The organism is Microbacterium galbinum, from assembly GCF_023091225.1.
Classification (GTDB): domain Bacteria; phylum Actinomycetota; class Actinomycetes; order Actinomycetales; family Microbacteriaceae; genus Microbacterium; species Microbacterium galbinum.
Map to the genome: position 1 here is coordinate 2,556,459 of NZ_JAHWXM010000001.1, position 15,944 is coordinate 2,572,402.

The following is a 15,944-nucleotide window of genomic DNA, read 5'->3' on the forward strand; positions in this document are numbered from 1 at the left end:
AGGGGATGAAAGAGGGGCGGGGTCGTGGGTGCGACCCCGCCCCTGTCATTCCCGCACACGGCTGGGGGGTCGAGACACGCCGCGCGCGCGAGGGCGGTTGGGGCGTGTCTCGACCCCTCAGGGGACGGTCAGTCCTCGTCGGGCTCTTCCGGCGCGCCGCCCGAAGCCGTGTCGGCCTCCTCGTCGGCGCCGGGCGTGCCCTGCGTGTTCTGGTGATCGGCGTCGTGCAGGTCGTTGCTCACGGGATCGCTCATGTCGTCCTCCTTCGGTGTGAGTGGACATGCACCGTACGTCCGCTCCGACGCGTGCGCGCAGGGGGTTGACTCCCTCGTTCCCCATGCCCGTTCTCCTACACCGATCGGTGCAGAATGCCGCTTCTGGGGCTCCGTTGCCGGCGTTTCGCACCGATCAGTGCGTTACGTCACACATTCCAGCCGCGCAGCGCATGGATCACCGCGGTCTTCGGGTACTCGCCTCCCGGCTCCCCGAGCTCGAACAGGTCGATCATGAGGAACATCGGATGCCGTGGCGCCTGGGCCGCGTGGAACACCACGACGCCGTCGCAGCCGATGACCGTCTCGCCGTCTCCCCAGATCGCGGTCCAGGTGTGCGGGGTGCGGGCGTCGTGATCGAGCGCGACCTCGACCATGTCGGTCACGAGCCGGTCGTCGCCGTGCGCCTTGATGCCGCAGCGCGCCGTCCACCCCGTCGCGCCCGGCCGCGCATCGATCTCGAAGATGCAGACCTCTCCGCGGTCGTGCTCCGACTCGTGCTCGGTGCCCACGAGCCAGGCCGCGAGCATGCATCCGGGATCGTCGCTCGCGCTCACCGTGATGTCGACGCGCCCGCGGCGGGGCGCCCACGACAGCCGCGTCGGAACGGCGGTGCGCACGGTGAGCCCGTCGGGGCGATGCCGGTGCGTGCCTCGGGTCGATCCGACGGGTCCGCTGAACGATCCGGTCTGCAGGTTCGACACCCGCATCGGGGCGTCCTCCGGCCGCCAGTCGGGTTGGTCGGCGCCGATCCGCAGCACCAACCCCTCTGGCGCGGTCGCGTATCGCGCCTCCGCGCGCTCCGGCGTGGTCCAGTGGGCGAGGTAACTCGTCACCCACAGGTCGGGGTCGGGGCCGTCGGCGAAGTCGTCGACGACGTCGGGCTCGCGGTCGGGCGGGGGAGGGAGCAGCTCGGGCACCCCCTCATCCTCCCCGGCTGGACCGAAATTCGCTGACGCGCGATCGGTGAAATCGGATGCTCATGCTCACCGGTTCGCCCGGGCGTCGTCGATCCCGCGGGCGAACCGGTCGAGCGCGGCGGCGACCTCGGCGGGGTGGGTGAGAGCCGCATAGTGCCCGCCGGGCACCTCGACGGGGTCGCGCCCCACGCGTTCGCGCACGACCCGGCGCATGAACGGCGCGGGGAAGAAGTTGTCGTCGGCGCACACGATCCCGATCGTCGGGATCGCCGGCAGACGATCGCCGGGCCACGGCTTCGACAGCCACGCGCCCTGCTGGTCCCGTTCGCGTCGACGCGCTTCGTCGGCCAGTTCCCGCGGCACACCGTTGTAGAACGAGACCTCGGGGTCGTCGTCGATGCTCTCGCGGTCGTGGCCGGTGTTCGTCCACCAGTCCATGAACGTCTCGCCCGGCTGCGGGATCATCGCCGAGAAGAACACGAGTCCGTCCGCCTCGAGCGCCTCCGCCGCGAGGGGCGCCGTGAAGCCGCCGAGCGAATGGCCGACGACGATCACGTGATCGCGGGTGCCCACGGCCTCGACGACCGTGCGCACGTAGTCGGAGAGCTCGGCATCCGATCGTTCGGTCGGGAGGTCGACCGCCACCGCCTCGTGCCCGGCGCGCTCGAGGTGCGGCGCGACCAGGTGCCAGTCCCAGCCCGTCGATCCGCCGCCGTGGATGAGCGCGAAGGTCGCCATGGGGTCACGGTAGTCCGGCGCGCGGCATCCGCACCAGGCCTTCCGGTTCGCCCGCCCCGGCGAGGGCGAACCCCCGTAGCCTGGACGCATGTCGACCCCCGCATCGCGCACCGCCCTCGAAGTCGCCGACTGGCGACGCCGTGTCTTCGCCCTCTACGCCGCCGTGCGCGAGGCCGATTCGCCCGAAGACGCCCACGAACTGTGGCGCATCGAACGAGACGACCTCATGCTGCACCATCCCGCCACGGCGTTGCTGCCCGAGGACCGCGTGATGTTCGAGGGGCTGCCGATCGCCTCGTACGACGCGCAGTGGCGGTTCGAGCTGCCGATCCTCGAGGCCGAGCCCGGCGGATTCGACTTCGCGACCGGCACCGACGGCGTCGTGCCCTTCGAGCGCATCGGTCGGGTCGAGGTGCCGGATGCCGGGTCGCTCGACGTGTGGCGGTTGACGACGTACGGCGGCGGGCTCTTCATCCCGGTGCGCGATGCGCTTGCCGGCAAGCCCGGCGGCACCTACGGCGGCGGCCGCTACCTCGTCGACACGATCAAGGGCGCCGACCTCGGATCGGATGCCGCGGGCGGCACGATCGTGCTCGACTTCAACTTCGCCTACAACCCGTCGTGCGCCTACGACCCGGCGTGGGCCTGCCCGCTCGCCCAGCCCGGCAACGTGCTCCCCGTCGCGGTGCCGGTGGGGGAGATGTACGCGGGCTGAGCTCTCCTCGCAGACCTCATCTCGTGGAGACCGACTCGTCGGCCGTGTCGACCGGAGCAGCGGCATCCGCCCGGTGCAGCGTCTCGGGCAGCACGGAGATGCCGATCAGTCCGATGACGCTCAGGCCGACGAGGTAGCCGGCGACCAGCCAGGGAGCACCCTCGGAGAGGCGGACGAGCGCGGTGGCGACCAGCGGGGCGGTGCCGCCGACGAGGGCGGCCGGGATCTCGCGCGAGATCGCGATGCCGCTCCAGCGCATGCGGGTGGGGAAGAGCTCCGCCAGCATCGCCGCGGACACGCCGATCGTCGCCCCCTGCACGATCGCCAGACCGAGGATCAGGCCGAGCGCGACCAGCACCGAGTTCTCGGTCTGGAAGAGCATGAACATCGGGAACGCGAAGGCGATCGCGAAGATCGCCGCGCCGATCAGCACGGGCTTGCGGCCGATGCGGTCGGCGAGACGCCCGAACCCGAGGGTGGCGGGGATGGTGAGCAACTCCGCGACGATGAGGCCGATGAGAGCGTGCGTGGGGTTCACCGAGAGCGTGCCGGTCGTGTACGAGATCGAGAACGTCTGCACGACGTAGACCCAGGGCAGGGCGAACACGAACAGCGCCATGCCGGCGAGCAGGGTGCGCCAGTGCGAGCGCACCGCCGTGACCAGCGGCGCACGCGTCACCTCGCCATCGCGCTCGGCGGCCTCGAACGCCGCGGTCTCCTTGACGCGCAGGCGGAAGTACAGTGCGAACGCCACGATCACGATGCTCGCGATGAACGGGATGCGCCATCCCCACGCCTGGAACTGCTCGACCGGCAGCAGGCTGATGAGGGCGAAGGTGGCGGTGGCGAGTGCCATGCCCACGTAGACGGATGCTCCGGGGAAACCCGCGATGAAGGCGCGGTTGCGCGTGTCGGACGACTCGCTCGCCATCGTCATCGCGCCGGCGAACTCCGCACCCGCGCCGGCGCCCTGGAAGAGGCGCAGGACGATCAACAGGATGGGTGCCCAGATGCCGATGGTCTCGGCGGTCGGCAGCAGGCCGATGAGGGTCGTCGCGATGCCCATCATGAGGAGCGTGGCCAGGAGGGTGCCCTTGCGGCCGATCCGGTCTCCGAAGTGCGCGAACACGAGGCCGCCGATCGGGCGGGCGCCGAAGCCGACGGCGAACGTCGCGAATGCACCCAGCAGCCCGGCGAAGTCGCCGCCGCCCGGGAAGAACAGCGGCGCGAAGACCAGAGCCGATGCGAGTCCGTAGAGGGTGAAGTCGTACCACTCGATGATGGTTCCGACCGAGCTTCCGATGACGGCCCGTCGGCGTTGTGCGCGGGGGTCCAGTCCGGGGCGATCGATGTCGTCGGCGATGTCGATGTCCATGGCACTCCTGTGTGTCGAGGTGGAGGTCCGCGCGCCGACGTCCGTCGGTGGGCGCGCGAACCTCACTCAGGCTAGACAGATCGTCCACAGGTCTTCATGTGCCCAGGACACAGGGTCGGACGCTCGAAATGAGTGCACCGCACATGCGCGGCGTCCAGCGCGGCCGCTCGGTGATAGCAGCTTTCAGTCGTGCGTTCAATGGCTCCCGGGAGATCGCGCCGGGGTGGAACCATCGGAGCATGGATGCCGCAGTCGTGGTCGAGGTCCCCGCGGGACATGACGAGGCGCTGCTGCGGAAGCTCGTAGAGGCTGCGGCAGGCGGGGATCAGGAGGCCATCGCGCAGGTGTACGACCTCACCTGCGTACCGGTTCTGCGTCTCATCCGTGACGTCGTCGACGACCCGACGGTCAGCGACGACGCCCTTCAGGCGACATACCTCGAGATATGGCGTCGCGCGCACGAGGGCGCTTCGACGCGGGGGTCCGTGATCGGGTGGATCTCGGAGATCGCCTACGCGGAGTCGGTGGGCCGGCGCGCTCCGGGGGCCTGGCGCCCATTGCCGGACGAGCAGCGCCGATGCCTCGCGCTCGCACACTACTTCGGTCTCTCCCAGGTCGAGATCGCATCGGTGACCGGCACGACCCTCGCGATCGTTCGCGCGCTGACGCGCGCCGCGCTCACGAACATTCGGGGCGAGTCCGGCCCCGAGCGCATCGCCGACCTCGCCAGCTGACGGTCTCCCGGACCGACCGACCGACCGACGAGGGACTCGTTACCGCGCCGTCTCGCTCACCCGGGGCCGCGTGAGACGCGGCACCAGCACCGGCGTGCTGTCGCGGTAGGCGATGTAGTCGGCGCGATCGCCCCACTTCTTCTCGGCGCGAGCCTCGAGCAGCGGGATGCCGCTCACCCGCGTGAGCAGCAGGATCACGAACAGCGGCGAGAGCACGGCGACCCACTGCCACCCGGTGAGCACGGGCGCCGCGGTGATGAAGACTCCCACCCAGATCACGATCTCGCCGAAGTAGTTGGGGTGGCGCGACCGCGACCACAGGCCGGTGCGGATGAACTCGTCCCGATTGCGCGGGTCCTTCCGGAACGCCGACTTCTGGGCGTCGGCGACGATCTCGACCACCATGCCGAGAGCCCACACGACGACCCCGACGATGCTCAGCCATCCGAGGGGCGGCCGGGCCGCGGCATCCGTGCTGATCGCGATCCACGCGGCCGCCGCCGTCAACGACACCCATGCGCCCTGGATCACCCACACCTGCAGGAAGCGCAGTGGCGAGCCCTTGATCTCGTCGAATCGGCCGTCCGATCCCGCCTTGTGCACGCGCATGGCGAGGAACGAGCCGAGGCGCGCGGCCCACAGCATCACCATGCCCGCGAGGATCCAGCTGCGCGCGTCGGGCATCGGCGTCAGCAGCACGAGAACCACGGAGATCACGAAGAAGGTAGCGCTGCCGGTGAGGTCGAAGAAGCGCTCGGTGCGCAGGAGGAATGCGGGGATGAAAGCGAGGATCTGGATGACGAACGCCGCCGCGACCGCGAGAGCGAACAGGGGGATGCCGCCGACGGATGCGCCGTTCTGACTGCCGGCGAGTGCGACGAGCCCGCCGATGACGAGGGCGGCGACGATCGCGATGAGCGAGGTGCGGGAGGAGCGGGTGTTCGTGGGCGTCGGCGACGACATGGCGTTCTTTCCGTTTCTCAGGGGGTTTCAGAGGTAGAGGTCGTTGACGGTGACGGCGGCGCGATCGAGCACGACGTTCCGCTTGAGCTTCATGGTGGGGGTGACGAGTTCGCGGTCGTCGAGGTCGGCCAGCACGACGCTGAAGCGGCGCACCTGCTCGCTGTGCGCCACGAGTGCGTTGGCGGCGTCGACGGCGCGCTGCAGGTGGGCGCGCAGCGCTGGATCGGCGACCGTGCGGATGTCGTCGATCGGACCCGAGGGGAGCGCGATGCCTTCGGCGGAGGCCCAGGCCCGCGTCTGCTCGGGATCGAGGAGCAGCAGCGCCGACAGGTAGGGCTTTCCCTCGCCGACCATCACCGCGTGCGAGACCAGCGGATCGGCTTCGACCGTGCTCTCCCAGCGGGTCGGCACGACGGTCTTGCCGTTCGAGGTGACGATCACGTCTTTGAGCCGGCCCTCCAGGAACAGTCGGCCCTGGTCGTCGAGTCGCCCGAGGTCGCCGGTGCGGAAGAACCCGTCGATGAAGGCATCCGCGTCGTGCGCCGGATTGCGGTACCCGTCGAAGACGCCGACACCGCGGGCGAGGACCTCGCCCTCGTCGCTGATGCGCACGGTGAGCCCGGGCAGGGGCGTGCCGACGCTGCCCGAGGCGATGAGACCCGGCAGGTTGCCGGTGAGCGGCGCCGTCGTCTCGGTCAGCCCGTACCCCTCGATGACGGGCACGCCGAGGCCGCGGAAGAAGAGCGAGAGCTCGGGGTCGAGCGCGGCTCCGCCCGAGAGGATGTAGCCGACCCGCCCGCCCATCACGGTGCGGAGGCGGCGGTAGAAGAGGGCGTCGAAGAAGCGGTGGCGCAGACGGAGCCCGCGGCGGTTCGGGATTCTCCGACGCGCGTCGATCCGCTCGGCGCGGCGGCCCCAGGCGACGGCCGTCTCGTGAGCCTTCGCCCAGACACGACTCAGGCCCTTGTCCGCAGCCTTCGTGGCCGCGGCCGCCTGGATCTTCTCCAGCACGCGCGGCACGACGACCAGGAACGTCGGGCGCAGCGTGTCGAGGGTCGACACCACCGTGGACGGGTCGGAGAGGTGCGCGATGCGCATGCCGCTGGCCAGGCAGATCAGCTGGAGTCCGCGGGCCAGCACGTGGGCGAGCGGCAGGAAGATGACGGTGTTGCCGTTCTCGTTCACGATCTCGCGGTACGCGGCGGCGATGTTGAGCACCTGGCCGAGGAAGTTCCGATGCGTGAGCACGACGCCCTTGGGCTCGCCCGTGGTTCCCGAGGTGTAGACGATGGTCGCGGGGTCGTCCTGCGTGGCGTGCGTTCGGCGTGCCTCGACTGCGTCGTCGGCGATGTCGGAGCCCCGCGCGACGAGGTCGTCGAGGGTTCCGGATGCCGCGGCTCCGGGGTTGTCGTCAGCATCCATCGTCCACGCGCCGAGCGTCGGAGCGTCGGCGTGCGCGAGAGCCGCCTGAAGGAGCTCGGCGTGCGCCGTGGTGCCGCCGATCGCCAGGCGCACGCCGGCGTCGGCGACGATCGCGTTCACCTGCGAGGGCGACGACGTCTCGTAGATCGGCACGACGACGGCGCCGGCGAACCAGGCGGCGAGATCGGCGACGGCCCACTCGTAGCGCGTCGGCGCCATGATCGCGATCGGATCGCCGGTGCGGATGCCGCAGGCGATGAACCCCTTCGCGAGGGCCCGTACCTCGTTCGCGAACTCCCGGGTGGTGACCGGCTGCCAGCCGCCGTCCCGGTCGACCTCGAAGGCGACGTGATCGGGGGCGGTGGCCTCACGCCGGACCAGCAGGTCGGTGACGTTGCGGTAGCCGTCGAGGGCGGCGAGGGGTGGGGTCGACGACTCGATCATCGGGGCTCCTCTCGGTCTGTGGGCGCGCCAGAGCCGCCCAATGGGTGCTGTTCGGAGCCGGTGGGAATTCGGATGGGAAGGAAAAACCCCCGGGTGTGTCCCGGGGGTTCGAGTGGAGGGGCTGACGGGAATCGAACCCGCGCTGTCTGCTTGGGAAGCAGAAGTTCTACCATTGAACTACAGCCCCGAACCCCGCATCCTCGCGGAACGGGGTGACGCCAGCCTACCTGCCGCCCGGCCCGCGACCAAAGCGCTCACGCGGCTCGTCGGATCCGCGCCATGATGTCGGTATGGGCAGTGTCATCGGGGAGCTTCTCCCGTTCGCGCTCGGCATCGCGATCAGTCCGCTGCCGATCATCGTCGTCATCCTCACCCTGCTGAGCCCGAAGGCGCGCAAGAGCAGCCTCGGTTTCCTGATCGGGTGGGTCGTCGGCATCCTGGTGGTGATCGGCGTGCTCACGGCGCTGTCGACGTTCCTGCCCGACCGCGACGATTCTGAACCCGGAGTTGCGGCGGGCCTCGCCAAGCTGGTGGTCGGTGTGCTGCTCGTGGCGCTCGCCATCGGTCAGTGGCGCAAGCGCCCGAAGCCCGGGGAAGAGCCGAAGCTGCCGGGATGGATGCAGAAGGTCGACGCGTTCGACTTCGCCGCGGCGCTGCGGTTCGGCCTCTTCCTCTCGGCCGTGAATCCCAAGACCTACATCTTCAGCCTCAGCGTGGCGATCGACCTCGGCGTCTCCGACCTCGAGGGCACCGAGCTGCTCCTCCCGCTGCTTGTGTTCTCGGTGATCGCGGCATCCACCGTGCTCGTCCCCGTCGTCGCCTACGCGATCGCCGCCGACCGCCTGCGTGCACCGCTCGCGGCGCTGCACGTCTGGCTCAGCCGAGAGAACAACACCATCATGTGCGTGCTGTTCCTGGTGCTCGGCTTCTCGGCGGTCGGCAGCGGCATCGGCATCCTCTGGCCGTAGCGGATGCTGGGCGTCGTCGTTTCAACCCGAGAGGCGCACCCCCCCGGCTGACGCCGGAGGCGCACCTCTCGGGTTGGCCTCGACGCACCCGGGGGAGCGCGTCATAAGTCCAGACGGTCGAGATTCCCGTTTCGGTCGTCGAATACGGGCATACTTCGTGAGCACGAACCATGCGGCAACTAGGCTGAACCCGTGCTTCTCAGCGATCGCGACATCAGGGCAGAACTCGCTTCCGGCAAGATCGGGCTCTCGCCGCACGACCCGGCGATGGTGCAGCCGTCGAGCGTCGACGTGCGGCTCGACCGGTACTTCCGGCTGTTCGACAACCACAAGTACCCCTTCATCGATCCCTCGGTCGATCAGCCCGAGCTCACCCGGCTGATCGAGGTCGACCCCGACGAGCCGTTCATCCTGCACCCGGGCGAGTTCGCGCTCGGAGCGACGTTCGAGCAGGTCAGCCTGGCCGACGACGTCGCCGCCCGCCTCGAGGGCAAGTCGTCGCTCGGACGCCTCGGCCTCATCACCCACTCCACCGCCGGGTTCATCGACCCGGGTTTCACCGGACACGTCACGCTCGAACTCGCCAACGTCGCGACGCTGCCGATCAAGCTGTGGCCGGGCATGAAGATCGGGCAGCTCTGCTTCTTCCGCCTGACCTCGCCCGCCGAGAACCCCTACGGCTCCGGCCCCTACGGCAATCGGTACCAGGGACAGCGGGGGCCGACGGCATCCCGTTCCTTCCAGAATTTCCATCGCACAGACGTCGGCGTCACAGACGTCGGAGCCCTCGGAGGCTGACATGACCAGCGACAGCACCACCCCGCCCGACTCCGACAAGCGCGAGAACGGCGAGGCGGATGCCGTCGTCCCGCCGCCTCCCGTCTTCGACGATGCCGCGGCCGCCGCGGTCGTGCCGCCGCCCCCGGTCTTCGACGACAATCGGGCCGACCTCGTCGTGCCCCCGCCGCCCGCGTTCGACGGTCCGCTGACCGGTTCGGTTCCACCGTTGTCGGCGTCCACCGACGACATCGTGCCGCCGCCTCCCGCTTTCGAGGGAACGACCGGTGACGCTGTGGTCCCTCCGCCGCCGGCGTTCGACGGAGATGCCGCGGGTGCTCCGGCATCCGCATCGCTGCGTCGTCGTACCCCGCCCGCATCGGTGCCCGCCGTCGTTCTCGACGCCCCGTCGACCGCGCCCGAACCCGACCCGGCATTCGTGGCACCCGAGGTTCCGGCATCCGGCGGTTACCGGGCCTGGACCGTCGCGATCTTCAGCATTCTCGTGCTGCTGCTCGCGGGCGCGATCGCCCTCGTCATCTACCTCGCGACGAGCACGACCCTGAACATCCCGGGCTTCGACGATGCCTCGTCCGCCCACGGATCGAGCACCCTCGTGGCCGCGGCGCCGGTGTCCGGCTCCGACGCTCTGCCGATCTGAGCGGTGTGAACGGGGAGCGTGGCACTAACTCAGGACGAATGCCGAGAACCGGCGCCGTTTCGGCCGATTCGACGGTGTGAGCGCCGTTTTTCCTGAGTTGGGTACAGGGGCACGACGAGAAGAGGGGCGGATGCCGAAGCATCCGCCCCTCTCTCGATGGGGTGACTCGGGTCAGGCGTCGTGTCCGCGGCTGAAGCCGGCGTCGAAGCCGCGCTCGTAGGCGTGCTGCGCCAGGCGAGCGGCGCGGTGCGGACCGTGCCCGCGGTGGTCACCGTGGGCGTGCGGACCGTGCCCGCGCTCGCCGTGGGAGCCGCGGCCGCAGTCCGCGTCGTGGCCGAAGCCACGACCGGGGCCGAAGCCGTGACGGGGTCCGAAGTCGCGCTCGCCGTCGGCATCCGGTCCGAAGCCGTGCTCCGGTCCGAAGCCGCGACCGGGGCCGAAGCCGCGACCCGGACCGAAGCCGGGGCCGAAACCGTGACGGCGGCCGAAGCCGTGCCGCGGGCCGGCGTGCTTTCCGAAGCGTCCGTGGGGGCCGAAGCTGTGGCGGCGCGACCGGGGGAGAGGAGTCTCCTCGTCCCACCCGAAGGCGCGGGCGATCTTCTCGAGCGAGGCGAGGGTGGTGGCGAGCTCGTCTTCGGAGACGGCTCCCATGACCTTCGCGCGGATGCCGTCGACGATCGCGCCGAGGCGGTCCTTCGCTGCGCGTCCGTCGTCGGTGAGCGTCCAGCCGTCGCCGTTGGCGATGACCCAGCCGCGCTCGACGAGGCGGTGCAGCTTGTGCTCGTTGAGGGGGCGTCGCGCCGGCATCGTGCCATCGACGACGTTGAGGAGGCGCCAGTCACGGCGACCGACCTCATCGCCCTCGCGGTCGAAGGCGGAGGCGAACTCGGCCGCCATGAGGCGGTCGACGGCCTTCAGCCAGTAGCCGAAGGGGCGGGCGGTGTTCTCGGGGTTCTGTTCAGAGGTGTTCATGGGTTGCGTCCTTTTGCATGTCAGGGTGCACGTGTATGTCATTGTGCATGTACATGTAGTGTGACATGCGATATGAATGCATGTCAAGTCGCATGTAAAATCGATGTGTGAGCACCGAAGAGATCGACCCCGCCGAAGCGATCGCCCAGGCCCTGTCCCGTCTGCGCGGACGTCGACCTGGCGACCGCGGCGACCGCGCTGACCGCGGGCCCCACGATCACGGTCACGGCGGTCCGCACGGCTGGCACGGCGGACCGCGCGGCGGAGAGCGCGGGGGACCCTTCGGCCACGGGCACCCCGGCATGCCCCCGTGGATGGGCGATCCCTCCGGCCGCCTCGGCGGCCCCGCGCGCATGCGGATGCTCGAAGCCCTCGCCGCGGCATCCGCACCGCTCAGCGTGAGCGAGCTCGGCGCGGCGATCGGCGTCGACCAGCCGCGCGCCTCGCGGCTCGTGCAACAGGGTGTCGACCACGGATTCCTGCGGCGCGAAGCCGATCCCGATGACGCCCGTCGCACGCGCATCGCACTCACCGACGAGGGACGCAGCCTCGCCCGCGGCGTGCGGGGCGAGCGGCGTCAGATGCTCAGTGGCGCGCTCGCCGCATTCACCGACGAGGAGCGTACCGAGCTGGCCCGTCTTCTCAACAAGCTCGCCGACAACTGGCAGCGCTAGACCGCGGGGCTCCGATCAGCGCGGCGCCTTGACCGGCAGCAGCAGCAGGAAGCCGAGGATCAGCACGATCATGATGCCCAGGATGCCGAAGGCGGTCTGCGCCGTCAGCACGATGAGCAGCGTCCAGGCCCCCGAGGCCATCCAGCTCGCCGCGCGGCCGGTCGTCGCGTAGAGGCCGAAGATCTCGCCCTCGCGTCCGGCCGGGGTGACCCGGGCGAGGAACGAACGCGCGGCGGCCTGCGCCGGTCCGACGAACGCGCAGAGGATGAGTCCGCCGATCCAGAACACCATCGCTCCGCCGTCGCGCAGCAGGAAGACCGCGAGTCCGGCGACGATCATCGAGCCGATCGACACGAGGATGATGCGCTTCGGGCCGACGCGGTCGTCGAGGCGCCCGGCGAGGATCGTCGAGACCCCGGCGATGAGGTTCGCGGCGATGCCGAAGATGATGATGTCGTCGGTCTCGAAGCGGAAGACCGCGGTGCCGATGATCGCCCCGAACGCGAACACTCCGCCGAGGCCGTCGCGGAAGACGGCGCTCGAGAGCAGATACCAGAACGTCGGGCGCGTCTCGGGGTCGCGGTAGAGACCGGCGACGTCCTTCACGAGCAGCACGTAGGAGCGGAAGAATCCGACCTTGCGCTCGGGGCGGCCGAGCGAGGGCTCGGGCACGTTGAGGAAGATCGGGATGCTGAACACGATCGCCCACACCGCGCAGCCGACCGCGATCAGGCGGTAGACGAGACCGTTGTCGGTCGGCATCCCGAACCAGTCGACCGCATTCAACGCCACCACGATCGCGAGGGCGATGATGCCGCCGAGATATCCGAAGCCCCAGCCGAGACCCGAGATGCGTCCGACGTTCTTCGGGTTCGCGATGCCGATGAGCATCGCGTTGGAGTTGACCGCCGCGATCTCCTGGAACACCGTCGCCGCCGAGATCAGCGCGACGCCCAGCCAGAACAGGCTCGGCGTCGGCTCGACGAACCACAGCCCCAGCATGCACAGGATGAGGGCGCCGGTGCCGATGCCCAACCAGAGCTTCTGCCGCCCCGCGGCATCCGCTCGCTGGCCCAGCACGGGCGCGAGCAGCAGGATGCCGAACGCCGCGATCGTCGATCCCAGGCCGAGGCCCGAGGTCAGGTCGGCCTCGGCCGTCAGCCGCACCGGGTCGTTCTCGTCGAGCGCGGCGATGTCGGCGGGCAGGAACCCCTCGCCCACGAGATAGAGGGCGGTGAAGACGAAGGTCAGGATGACGGTGTTGAAGGGCTGCGTCGCCCAATCCCACAGCGCCCACGAGAAGACCTGCTTCTTGGGGGCCGGTGTCTCGCCGCGCAACTCGAGGCCGATGACGGCGACGGCGCCGCTGTTCGCCGTGGCGACCGGCTCGGGGACGCCGGGCTGGGATTCGGGTGCGATCATGAGTCGAAGTCTGGCCGCACCCGGTGAACGGGCGGTGACGGCGCGCCGTGCCGCAGGCCCCGGACGATCGGTCGGATGCCGTGGACGCGCGGTCGGGCGCGCTGCATCCGTGTGCACCAGGCTGAAGGCATGACGATCACCTCCCCCGTGCCCACCACCGCATCCGCCCCGGCCGGACGGATGCGCTACGGCGGGCTCATCGTCGTCATGCTCATGAGCTTCCTGCTCGTGACGGCGGAGTTCCTGCCCAACGGCGTGCTCACCGAGATGGCCACCGCGCTCGGCGTGACGCCCGGGCAGGCCGGTCAGACCGTGACGGTCACCGCGCTCGTCGGATTCATCGTCGCGCCGACCATCGGGCTCGTCTTCCCGCGCCTCGACCGCCGGTCGCTGCTGGTGTGGATGGCGCTCGCCGCCGCCGTCTCGAACCTCATCGTGTCGATCGCCCCCAACCTGATCATCGTGCTGCTCGCCCGGTTCCTGCTGGGGGCGGCGATCAGCGCCTTCTGGTCGATGTCGATCACCGTCGCGGCGCGCATCGCGGGCCCCGAGCGCCTCGGCCGCGCCGTGATGTTCACTGCCGCCGGCACCTCGCTCGCAACCGTCGCGGGTGTGCCGCTCGGCGTCATGCTCGCCGAGATCGTCGACTGGCGCACGGTGTTCGCGATCGCGGGCGTCGCCACCGGACTCCTCGCGATCGCCCTGCGCGCACTGCTGCCCTCGGTGCCCGCGGCGCAGGCGTCGAGCATCCGTCTGCTGGTCGATACGGTCCGTCAGCCCGGTATCGGACTCGGTCTGATCGGTCACGTCTTCGTCGTTCTCGGGCACTTCCTCGCCTACACGTACGTGCGGCTCGCGCTCGAGCGCATTCCCGATGCGGATGCCACGACCATCGTCGTGCTGCTCGCGCTGTTCGGCGCCGGAGGTCTGATCGGCAACCTCGTCATCGGTTTCGTGATCGACAAGACCTTCGCGTTCTTCGCCGTGCTCGCGCCCCTGGTGATCGCCGTGTCGGTCGCCTCGATGCTGCTGCTCTCGGGCTCGGTCGTCGGCATCGCGGTCGTCGTGTTCGTGTGGGGCTTCTTCTTCGCCTCGTGGCTGATCGTGGTGAACACGTGGGTCGGGCATCGGATGCCGTCGCGACTGGAGGCCGGCGGAAGCCTGGTGGTCGTCGGGTTCCAGGGTGCCATCATGCTCGCGGCCGGACTCGGCGGATTCCTCGTCGACGGAGCCGGGGTCGAGGTCGCCTACGTGCTGGGGGCGTCACTCCTGGTCGTCGGCGCCGTGCTCTTCGGGCTCTCTAACCGCGTACGCGGCTGAGCCCCGGACGAAAACCCAGACCGGTCGAGTCTCCCTCGGCGTGTCCGAGGGGGACACGCCGAGCCTCGGCCGTGACGTCTCCGTTTTCGCGCGCGAGAGGCTACGCCGAGACGGGCGTGCGGTGGGCCAGGCGCCAGGACGACGGCGTCATGCCGGTGCGTCGGCGGAAGGCGCGGCTGAACCCCTCGTCGGAGGCGTAGCCGAGCGCGCGCGAGATGTCGGAGACCGACCGCCCGGCGTCGAGCATCCGCTTCGCTTGATCGACGCGCACCTCGGTGACGTACTCGGCGGGGGAGCGTCCGATCGCGCTGCGGAACCGCTCCGCGAAGGCCGAGCGCGACATCGCGCCGACGCTCGCGAGGCGCTCGACGGTCCAGTCGCGGCCGGGCTCGTCGTGGATCGCGTCGATCACGCGGTCGAGGAACGGGTCGCTCGACGTCTGCAGCCATCCGGCGGGCGCGCAGCCGTTCTCGGCCCACGCACGGATCACCGACAGGAACACGGTGGTCGCCATGAGCTTGCAGATCACCGGGTCGGTGCGCCGGAGCGGGAACTGCGTCGGGTCGACGAGTCCCATGCTGGCGGCGAGCGTGGCGGCGGCGGGTTCGAGAGCGTCGAAGCCGGTGACGGTCACGAGATCGGGCAGCAGGGCGAGCAGCGGGGATGCCGCGTCGGCGAGTTCGATGTCGAGCACGATGAGAGTGGTGTCGCCGTCGGCCTCGAGAGCGAAGGGGGAGCCGCCACGTGTGAGGAAGGCGTCGCCGGAGACCAGGAGATCGCGCGGTGCGCCGGCATCGACCGACACCTCCTGCGAGGAGCGATCGACGTCGAGGCGGCATCCGGCCTGGAGCGGCGGATGCCCCGCCACCCCGCCCTCGGCGACGTAGACGAGCGTCATGGCGTCGGGCATCATCGGCAGCAGCTCGCCCGAGGAGATGGGGACGCGGCGGGCGAAGCCCACGCGGAGGTCGACGCTCGCGAGCACGCGCGCCAGAGCATCCGCATCCACAGTCATGCTTTCGGAAACGCGGTCGTGCCCGGCCTTATTCCGCTCATAGGAGCCGCCGATACCCTGGAACCACCCCCACCCGAGGAGTCCCGTGTTTCGAACGCCCGACCGCCTGTACCGAGTTCTCGCGATCGCGGAGGCGATCACCTGGACCCTCCTGATCGGCGCGATCATCGCCCGCGCCCTCGGCGCCCCGGGCATCGTGGTGACGATCGGCGGAGGCATCCACGGGTTCGTGTTCCTCGCCTACGGGGCGACCGCGCTGCTCGTCGCCGTCAATCAGCGCTGGCACGTCGGGGTCGCGATCCTCGCGGTCGCGAGCGCCGTGGTGCCGTACGCGACGATCCCCATGGAGATCTGGCTGCACCGCACCGGCCGCCTCGCGGGAGTCTGGCGCCTCGAGGCCACCGACGACCCGCGCGACCGCCGCTGGTACGACCGCCTCATGCGCTGGTTCCTGCGCCGGCCGGTCGTGCTCGTGCTCCTGCTGGCCGTGGCGATCGTCGCCCTCTACGTGATCCTGCTGATCGCGGGTCCTCCCGGCGGCAAGTGAGCGCG

General features: G+C 70.1%; 17 protein-coding genes and 1 tRNA gene. 8 read left to right on the forward strand and 10 right to left on the reverse strand.

Annotation, left to right across the window (positions count from 1 at the left end; genetic code table 11):
• Positions 1-128: 128 nt before the first annotated feature.
• The 3 genes from KZC52_RS17405 to KZC52_RS12220 all read right to left on the reverse strand — a co-directional run bounded on the left by KZC52_RS17405 (position 129) and on the right by KZC52_RS12220 (position 1,930).
• Positions 129-254 carry a hypothetical protein gene (locus KZC52_RS17405; protein ID WP_281731258.1) on the reverse strand — a complete coding sequence of 42 codons (126 nt, stop codon included), beginning with the start codon at positions 252-254 and terminating at the stop codon, positions 129-131.
• 167 nt (positions 255-421) lie between these two features.
• Positions 422-1,192: a hypothetical protein gene (locus tag KZC52_RS12215; RefSeq protein WP_247624313.1), complete on the reverse strand. Its 771-nt coding sequence runs from the start codon at positions 1,190-1,192 to the stop codon at positions 422-424.
• A 66-nt stretch (positions 1,193-1,258) separates the two neighbouring features.
• Positions 1,259-1,930 (reverse strand): alpha/beta fold hydrolase, encoded by a 672-nt coding sequence (locus tag KZC52_RS12220; protein ID WP_247624314.1) that lies wholly within the window; start codon positions 1,928-1,930, stop codon positions 1,259-1,261.
• An 88-nt stretch (positions 1,931-2,018) separates the two neighbouring features.
• Here KZC52_RS12220 and KZC52_RS12225 point away from each other — a divergent pair, with 88 nt between their 5' ends.
• The gene (locus KZC52_RS12225; protein WP_247624315.1) at positions 2,019-2,645 is read left to right on the forward strand and encodes a DUF1684 domain-containing protein; all 627 of its coding nucleotides are present in this window, start codon (positions 2,019-2,021) and stop codon (positions 2,643-2,645) included.
• Between the two features lie 16 nt (positions 2,646-2,661).
• On the opposite strand, the gene KZC52_RS12230 is transcribed toward KZC52_RS12225, so the two are convergent.
• Positions 2,662-4,020, reverse strand: coding sequence for an MFS transporter (locus KZC52_RS12230; RefSeq protein WP_247624316.1), 1,359 nt, complete (start codon positions 4,018-4,020; stop codon positions 2,662-2,664).
• 239 nt (positions 4,021-4,259) lie between these two features.
• On the opposite strand from KZC52_RS12230, the gene KZC52_RS12235 reads away from it, so the two are divergent.
• Positions 4,260-4,754, forward strand: coding sequence for a sigma factor-like helix-turn-helix DNA-binding protein (locus tag KZC52_RS12235; protein WP_247624317.1), 495 nt, complete (start codon positions 4,260-4,262; stop codon positions 4,752-4,754).
• Positions 4,755-4,793: 39 nt separating this feature from the next.
• Here KZC52_RS12235 and KZC52_RS12240 read toward each other — a convergent pair whose 3' ends face one another.
• From KZC52_RS12240 to KZC52_RS12250, 3 genes are all read right to left on the reverse strand, one after another.
• Positions 4,794-5,717 (reverse strand): DUF1295 domain-containing protein, encoded by a 924-nt coding sequence (locus KZC52_RS12240; RefSeq protein ID WP_247624318.1) that lies wholly within the window; start codon positions 5,715-5,717, stop codon positions 4,794-4,796.
• 27 nt (positions 5,718-5,744) lie between these two features.
• Positions 5,745-7,583 carry an AMP-dependent synthetase/ligase gene (locus tag KZC52_RS12245; protein WP_247624319.1) on the reverse strand — a complete coding sequence of 613 codons (1,839 nt, stop codon included), beginning with the start codon at positions 7,581-7,583 and terminating at the stop codon, positions 5,745-5,747.
• 113 nt (positions 7,584-7,696) lie between these two features.
• A tRNA-Gly gene (locus KZC52_RS12250) sits at positions 7,697-7,770 on the reverse strand.
• Positions 7,771-7,873: 103 nt separating this feature from the next.
• Between KZC52_RS12250 and KZC52_RS12255 the strand changes: the two genes are divergently transcribed.
• The 3 genes from KZC52_RS12255 to KZC52_RS12265 all read left to right on the forward strand — a co-directional run bounded on the left by KZC52_RS12255 (position 7,874) and on the right by KZC52_RS12265 (position 9,989).
• Positions 7,874-8,551 carry a GAP family protein gene (locus KZC52_RS12255; RefSeq protein ID WP_247624320.1) on the forward strand — a complete coding sequence of 226 codons (678 nt, stop codon included), beginning with the start codon at positions 7,874-7,876 and terminating at the stop codon, positions 8,549-8,551.
• A gap of 192 nt (positions 8,552-8,743) precedes the next feature.
• Entirely contained in the window at positions 8,744-9,349 is a 606-nt protein-coding gene (dcd, locus tag KZC52_RS12260; protein ID WP_247624321.1) for a dCTP deaminase, read from the forward strand.
• Position 9,350: 1 nt separating this feature from the next.
• Complete coding sequence (locus KZC52_RS12265; protein ID WP_247624322.1) at positions 9,351-9,989, forward strand: hypothetical protein; 639 nt, start codon at positions 9,351-9,353, stop codon at positions 9,987-9,989.
• A gap of 171 nt (positions 9,990-10,160) precedes the next feature.
• Here KZC52_RS12265 and KZC52_RS12270 read toward each other — a convergent pair whose 3' ends face one another.
• A complete protein-coding gene (locus tag KZC52_RS12270) occupies positions 10,161-10,961 on the reverse strand; it encodes a winged helix DNA-binding protein (protein WP_247624323.1) in 801 nt (266 codons plus the stop codon).
• 107 nt (positions 10,962-11,068) lie between these two features.
• On the opposite strand from KZC52_RS12270, the gene KZC52_RS12275 reads away from it, so the two are divergent.
• On the forward strand, positions 11,069-11,635 hold the full coding sequence (locus KZC52_RS12275) for a MarR family winged helix-turn-helix transcriptional regulator (RefSeq protein WP_247624324.1): 567 nt from the start codon (positions 11,069-11,071) through the stop codon (positions 11,633-11,635).
• Between the two features lie 15 nt (positions 11,636-11,650).
• On the opposite strand, the gene KZC52_RS12280 is transcribed toward KZC52_RS12275, so the two are convergent.
• A complete protein-coding gene (locus KZC52_RS12280) occupies positions 11,651-13,057 on the reverse strand; it encodes an MFS transporter (RefSeq protein WP_247624325.1) in 1,407 nt (468 codons plus the stop codon).
• A gap of 129 nt (positions 13,058-13,186) precedes the next feature.
• On the opposite strand from KZC52_RS12280, the gene KZC52_RS12285 reads away from it, so the two are divergent.
• A complete protein-coding gene (locus KZC52_RS12285) occupies positions 13,187-14,377 on the forward strand; it encodes an MFS transporter (protein WP_247624326.1) in 1,191 nt (396 codons plus the stop codon).
• A gap of 100 nt (positions 14,378-14,477) precedes the next feature.
• On the opposite strand, the gene KZC52_RS12290 is transcribed toward KZC52_RS12285, so the two are convergent.
• Positions 14,478-15,392, reverse strand: a complete 915-nt coding sequence (locus KZC52_RS12290) for a helix-turn-helix domain-containing protein (protein WP_247624327.1) — start codon at positions 15,390-15,392, stop codon at positions 14,478-14,480.
• A gap of 85 nt (positions 15,393-15,477) precedes the next feature.
• On the opposite strand from KZC52_RS12290, the gene KZC52_RS12295 reads away from it, so the two are divergent.
• Positions 15,478-15,939: a DUF3817 domain-containing protein gene (locus KZC52_RS12295; RefSeq protein ID WP_247624328.1), complete on the forward strand. Its 462-nt coding sequence runs from the start codon at positions 15,478-15,480 to the stop codon at positions 15,937-15,939.
• Positions 15,940-15,944 lie beyond the last annotated feature (5 nt).

Bases quoted from the DNA above. Each gene is read 5' to 3' on its own strand.
- KZC52_RS17405 (WP_281731258.1), bottom strand. From the start codon at position 254: ATGAGCGATCCCGTGAGCAACGACCTGCACGACGCCGATCACCAGAAC.
- KZC52_RS12220 (WP_247624314.1), bottom strand. From the start codon at position 1,930: ATGGCGACCTTCGCGCTCATCCACGGCGGCGGATCGACGGGCTGGGAC.
- KZC52_RS12225 (WP_247624315.1), top strand. From the start codon at position 2,019: ATGTCGACCCCCGCATCGCGCACCGCCCTCGAAGTCGCCGACTGGCGA.
- KZC52_RS12230 (WP_247624316.1), bottom strand. From the start codon at position 4,020: ATGGACATCGACATCGCCGACGACATCGATCGCCCCGGACTGGACCCC.
- KZC52_RS12235 (WP_247624317.1), top strand. From the start codon at position 4,260: ATGGATGCCGCAGTCGTGGTCGAGGTCCCCGCGGGACATGACGAGGCG.
- KZC52_RS12240 (WP_247624318.1), bottom strand. From the start codon at position 5,717: ATGTCGTCGCCGACGCCCACGAACACCCGCTCCTCCCGCACCTCGCTC.
- KZC52_RS12245 (WP_247624319.1), bottom strand. From the start codon at position 7,583: ATGATCGAGTCGTCGACCCCACCCCTCGCCGCCCTCGACGGCTACCGC.
- KZC52_RS12255 (WP_247624320.1), top strand. From the start codon at position 7,874: ATGGGCAGTGTCATCGGGGAGCTTCTCCCGTTCGCGCTCGGCATCGCG.
- KZC52_RS12265 (WP_247624322.1), top strand. From the start codon at position 9,351: ATGACCAGCGACAGCACCACCCCGCCCGACTCCGACAAGCGCGAGAAC.
- KZC52_RS12270 (WP_247624323.1), bottom strand. From the start codon at position 10,961: ATGAACACCTCTGAACAGAACCCCGAGAACACCGCCCGCCCCTTCGGC.
- KZC52_RS12280 (WP_247624325.1), bottom strand. From the start codon at position 13,057: ATGATCGCACCCGAATCCCAGCCCGGCGTCCCCGAGCCGGTCGCCACG.
- KZC52_RS12285 (WP_247624326.1), top strand. From the start codon at position 13,187: ATGACGATCACCTCCCCCGTGCCCACCACCGCATCCGCCCCGGCCGGA.
- KZC52_RS12290 (WP_247624327.1), bottom strand. From the start codon at position 15,392: ATGACTGTGGATGCGGATGCTCTGGCGCGCGTGCTCGCGAGCGTCGAC.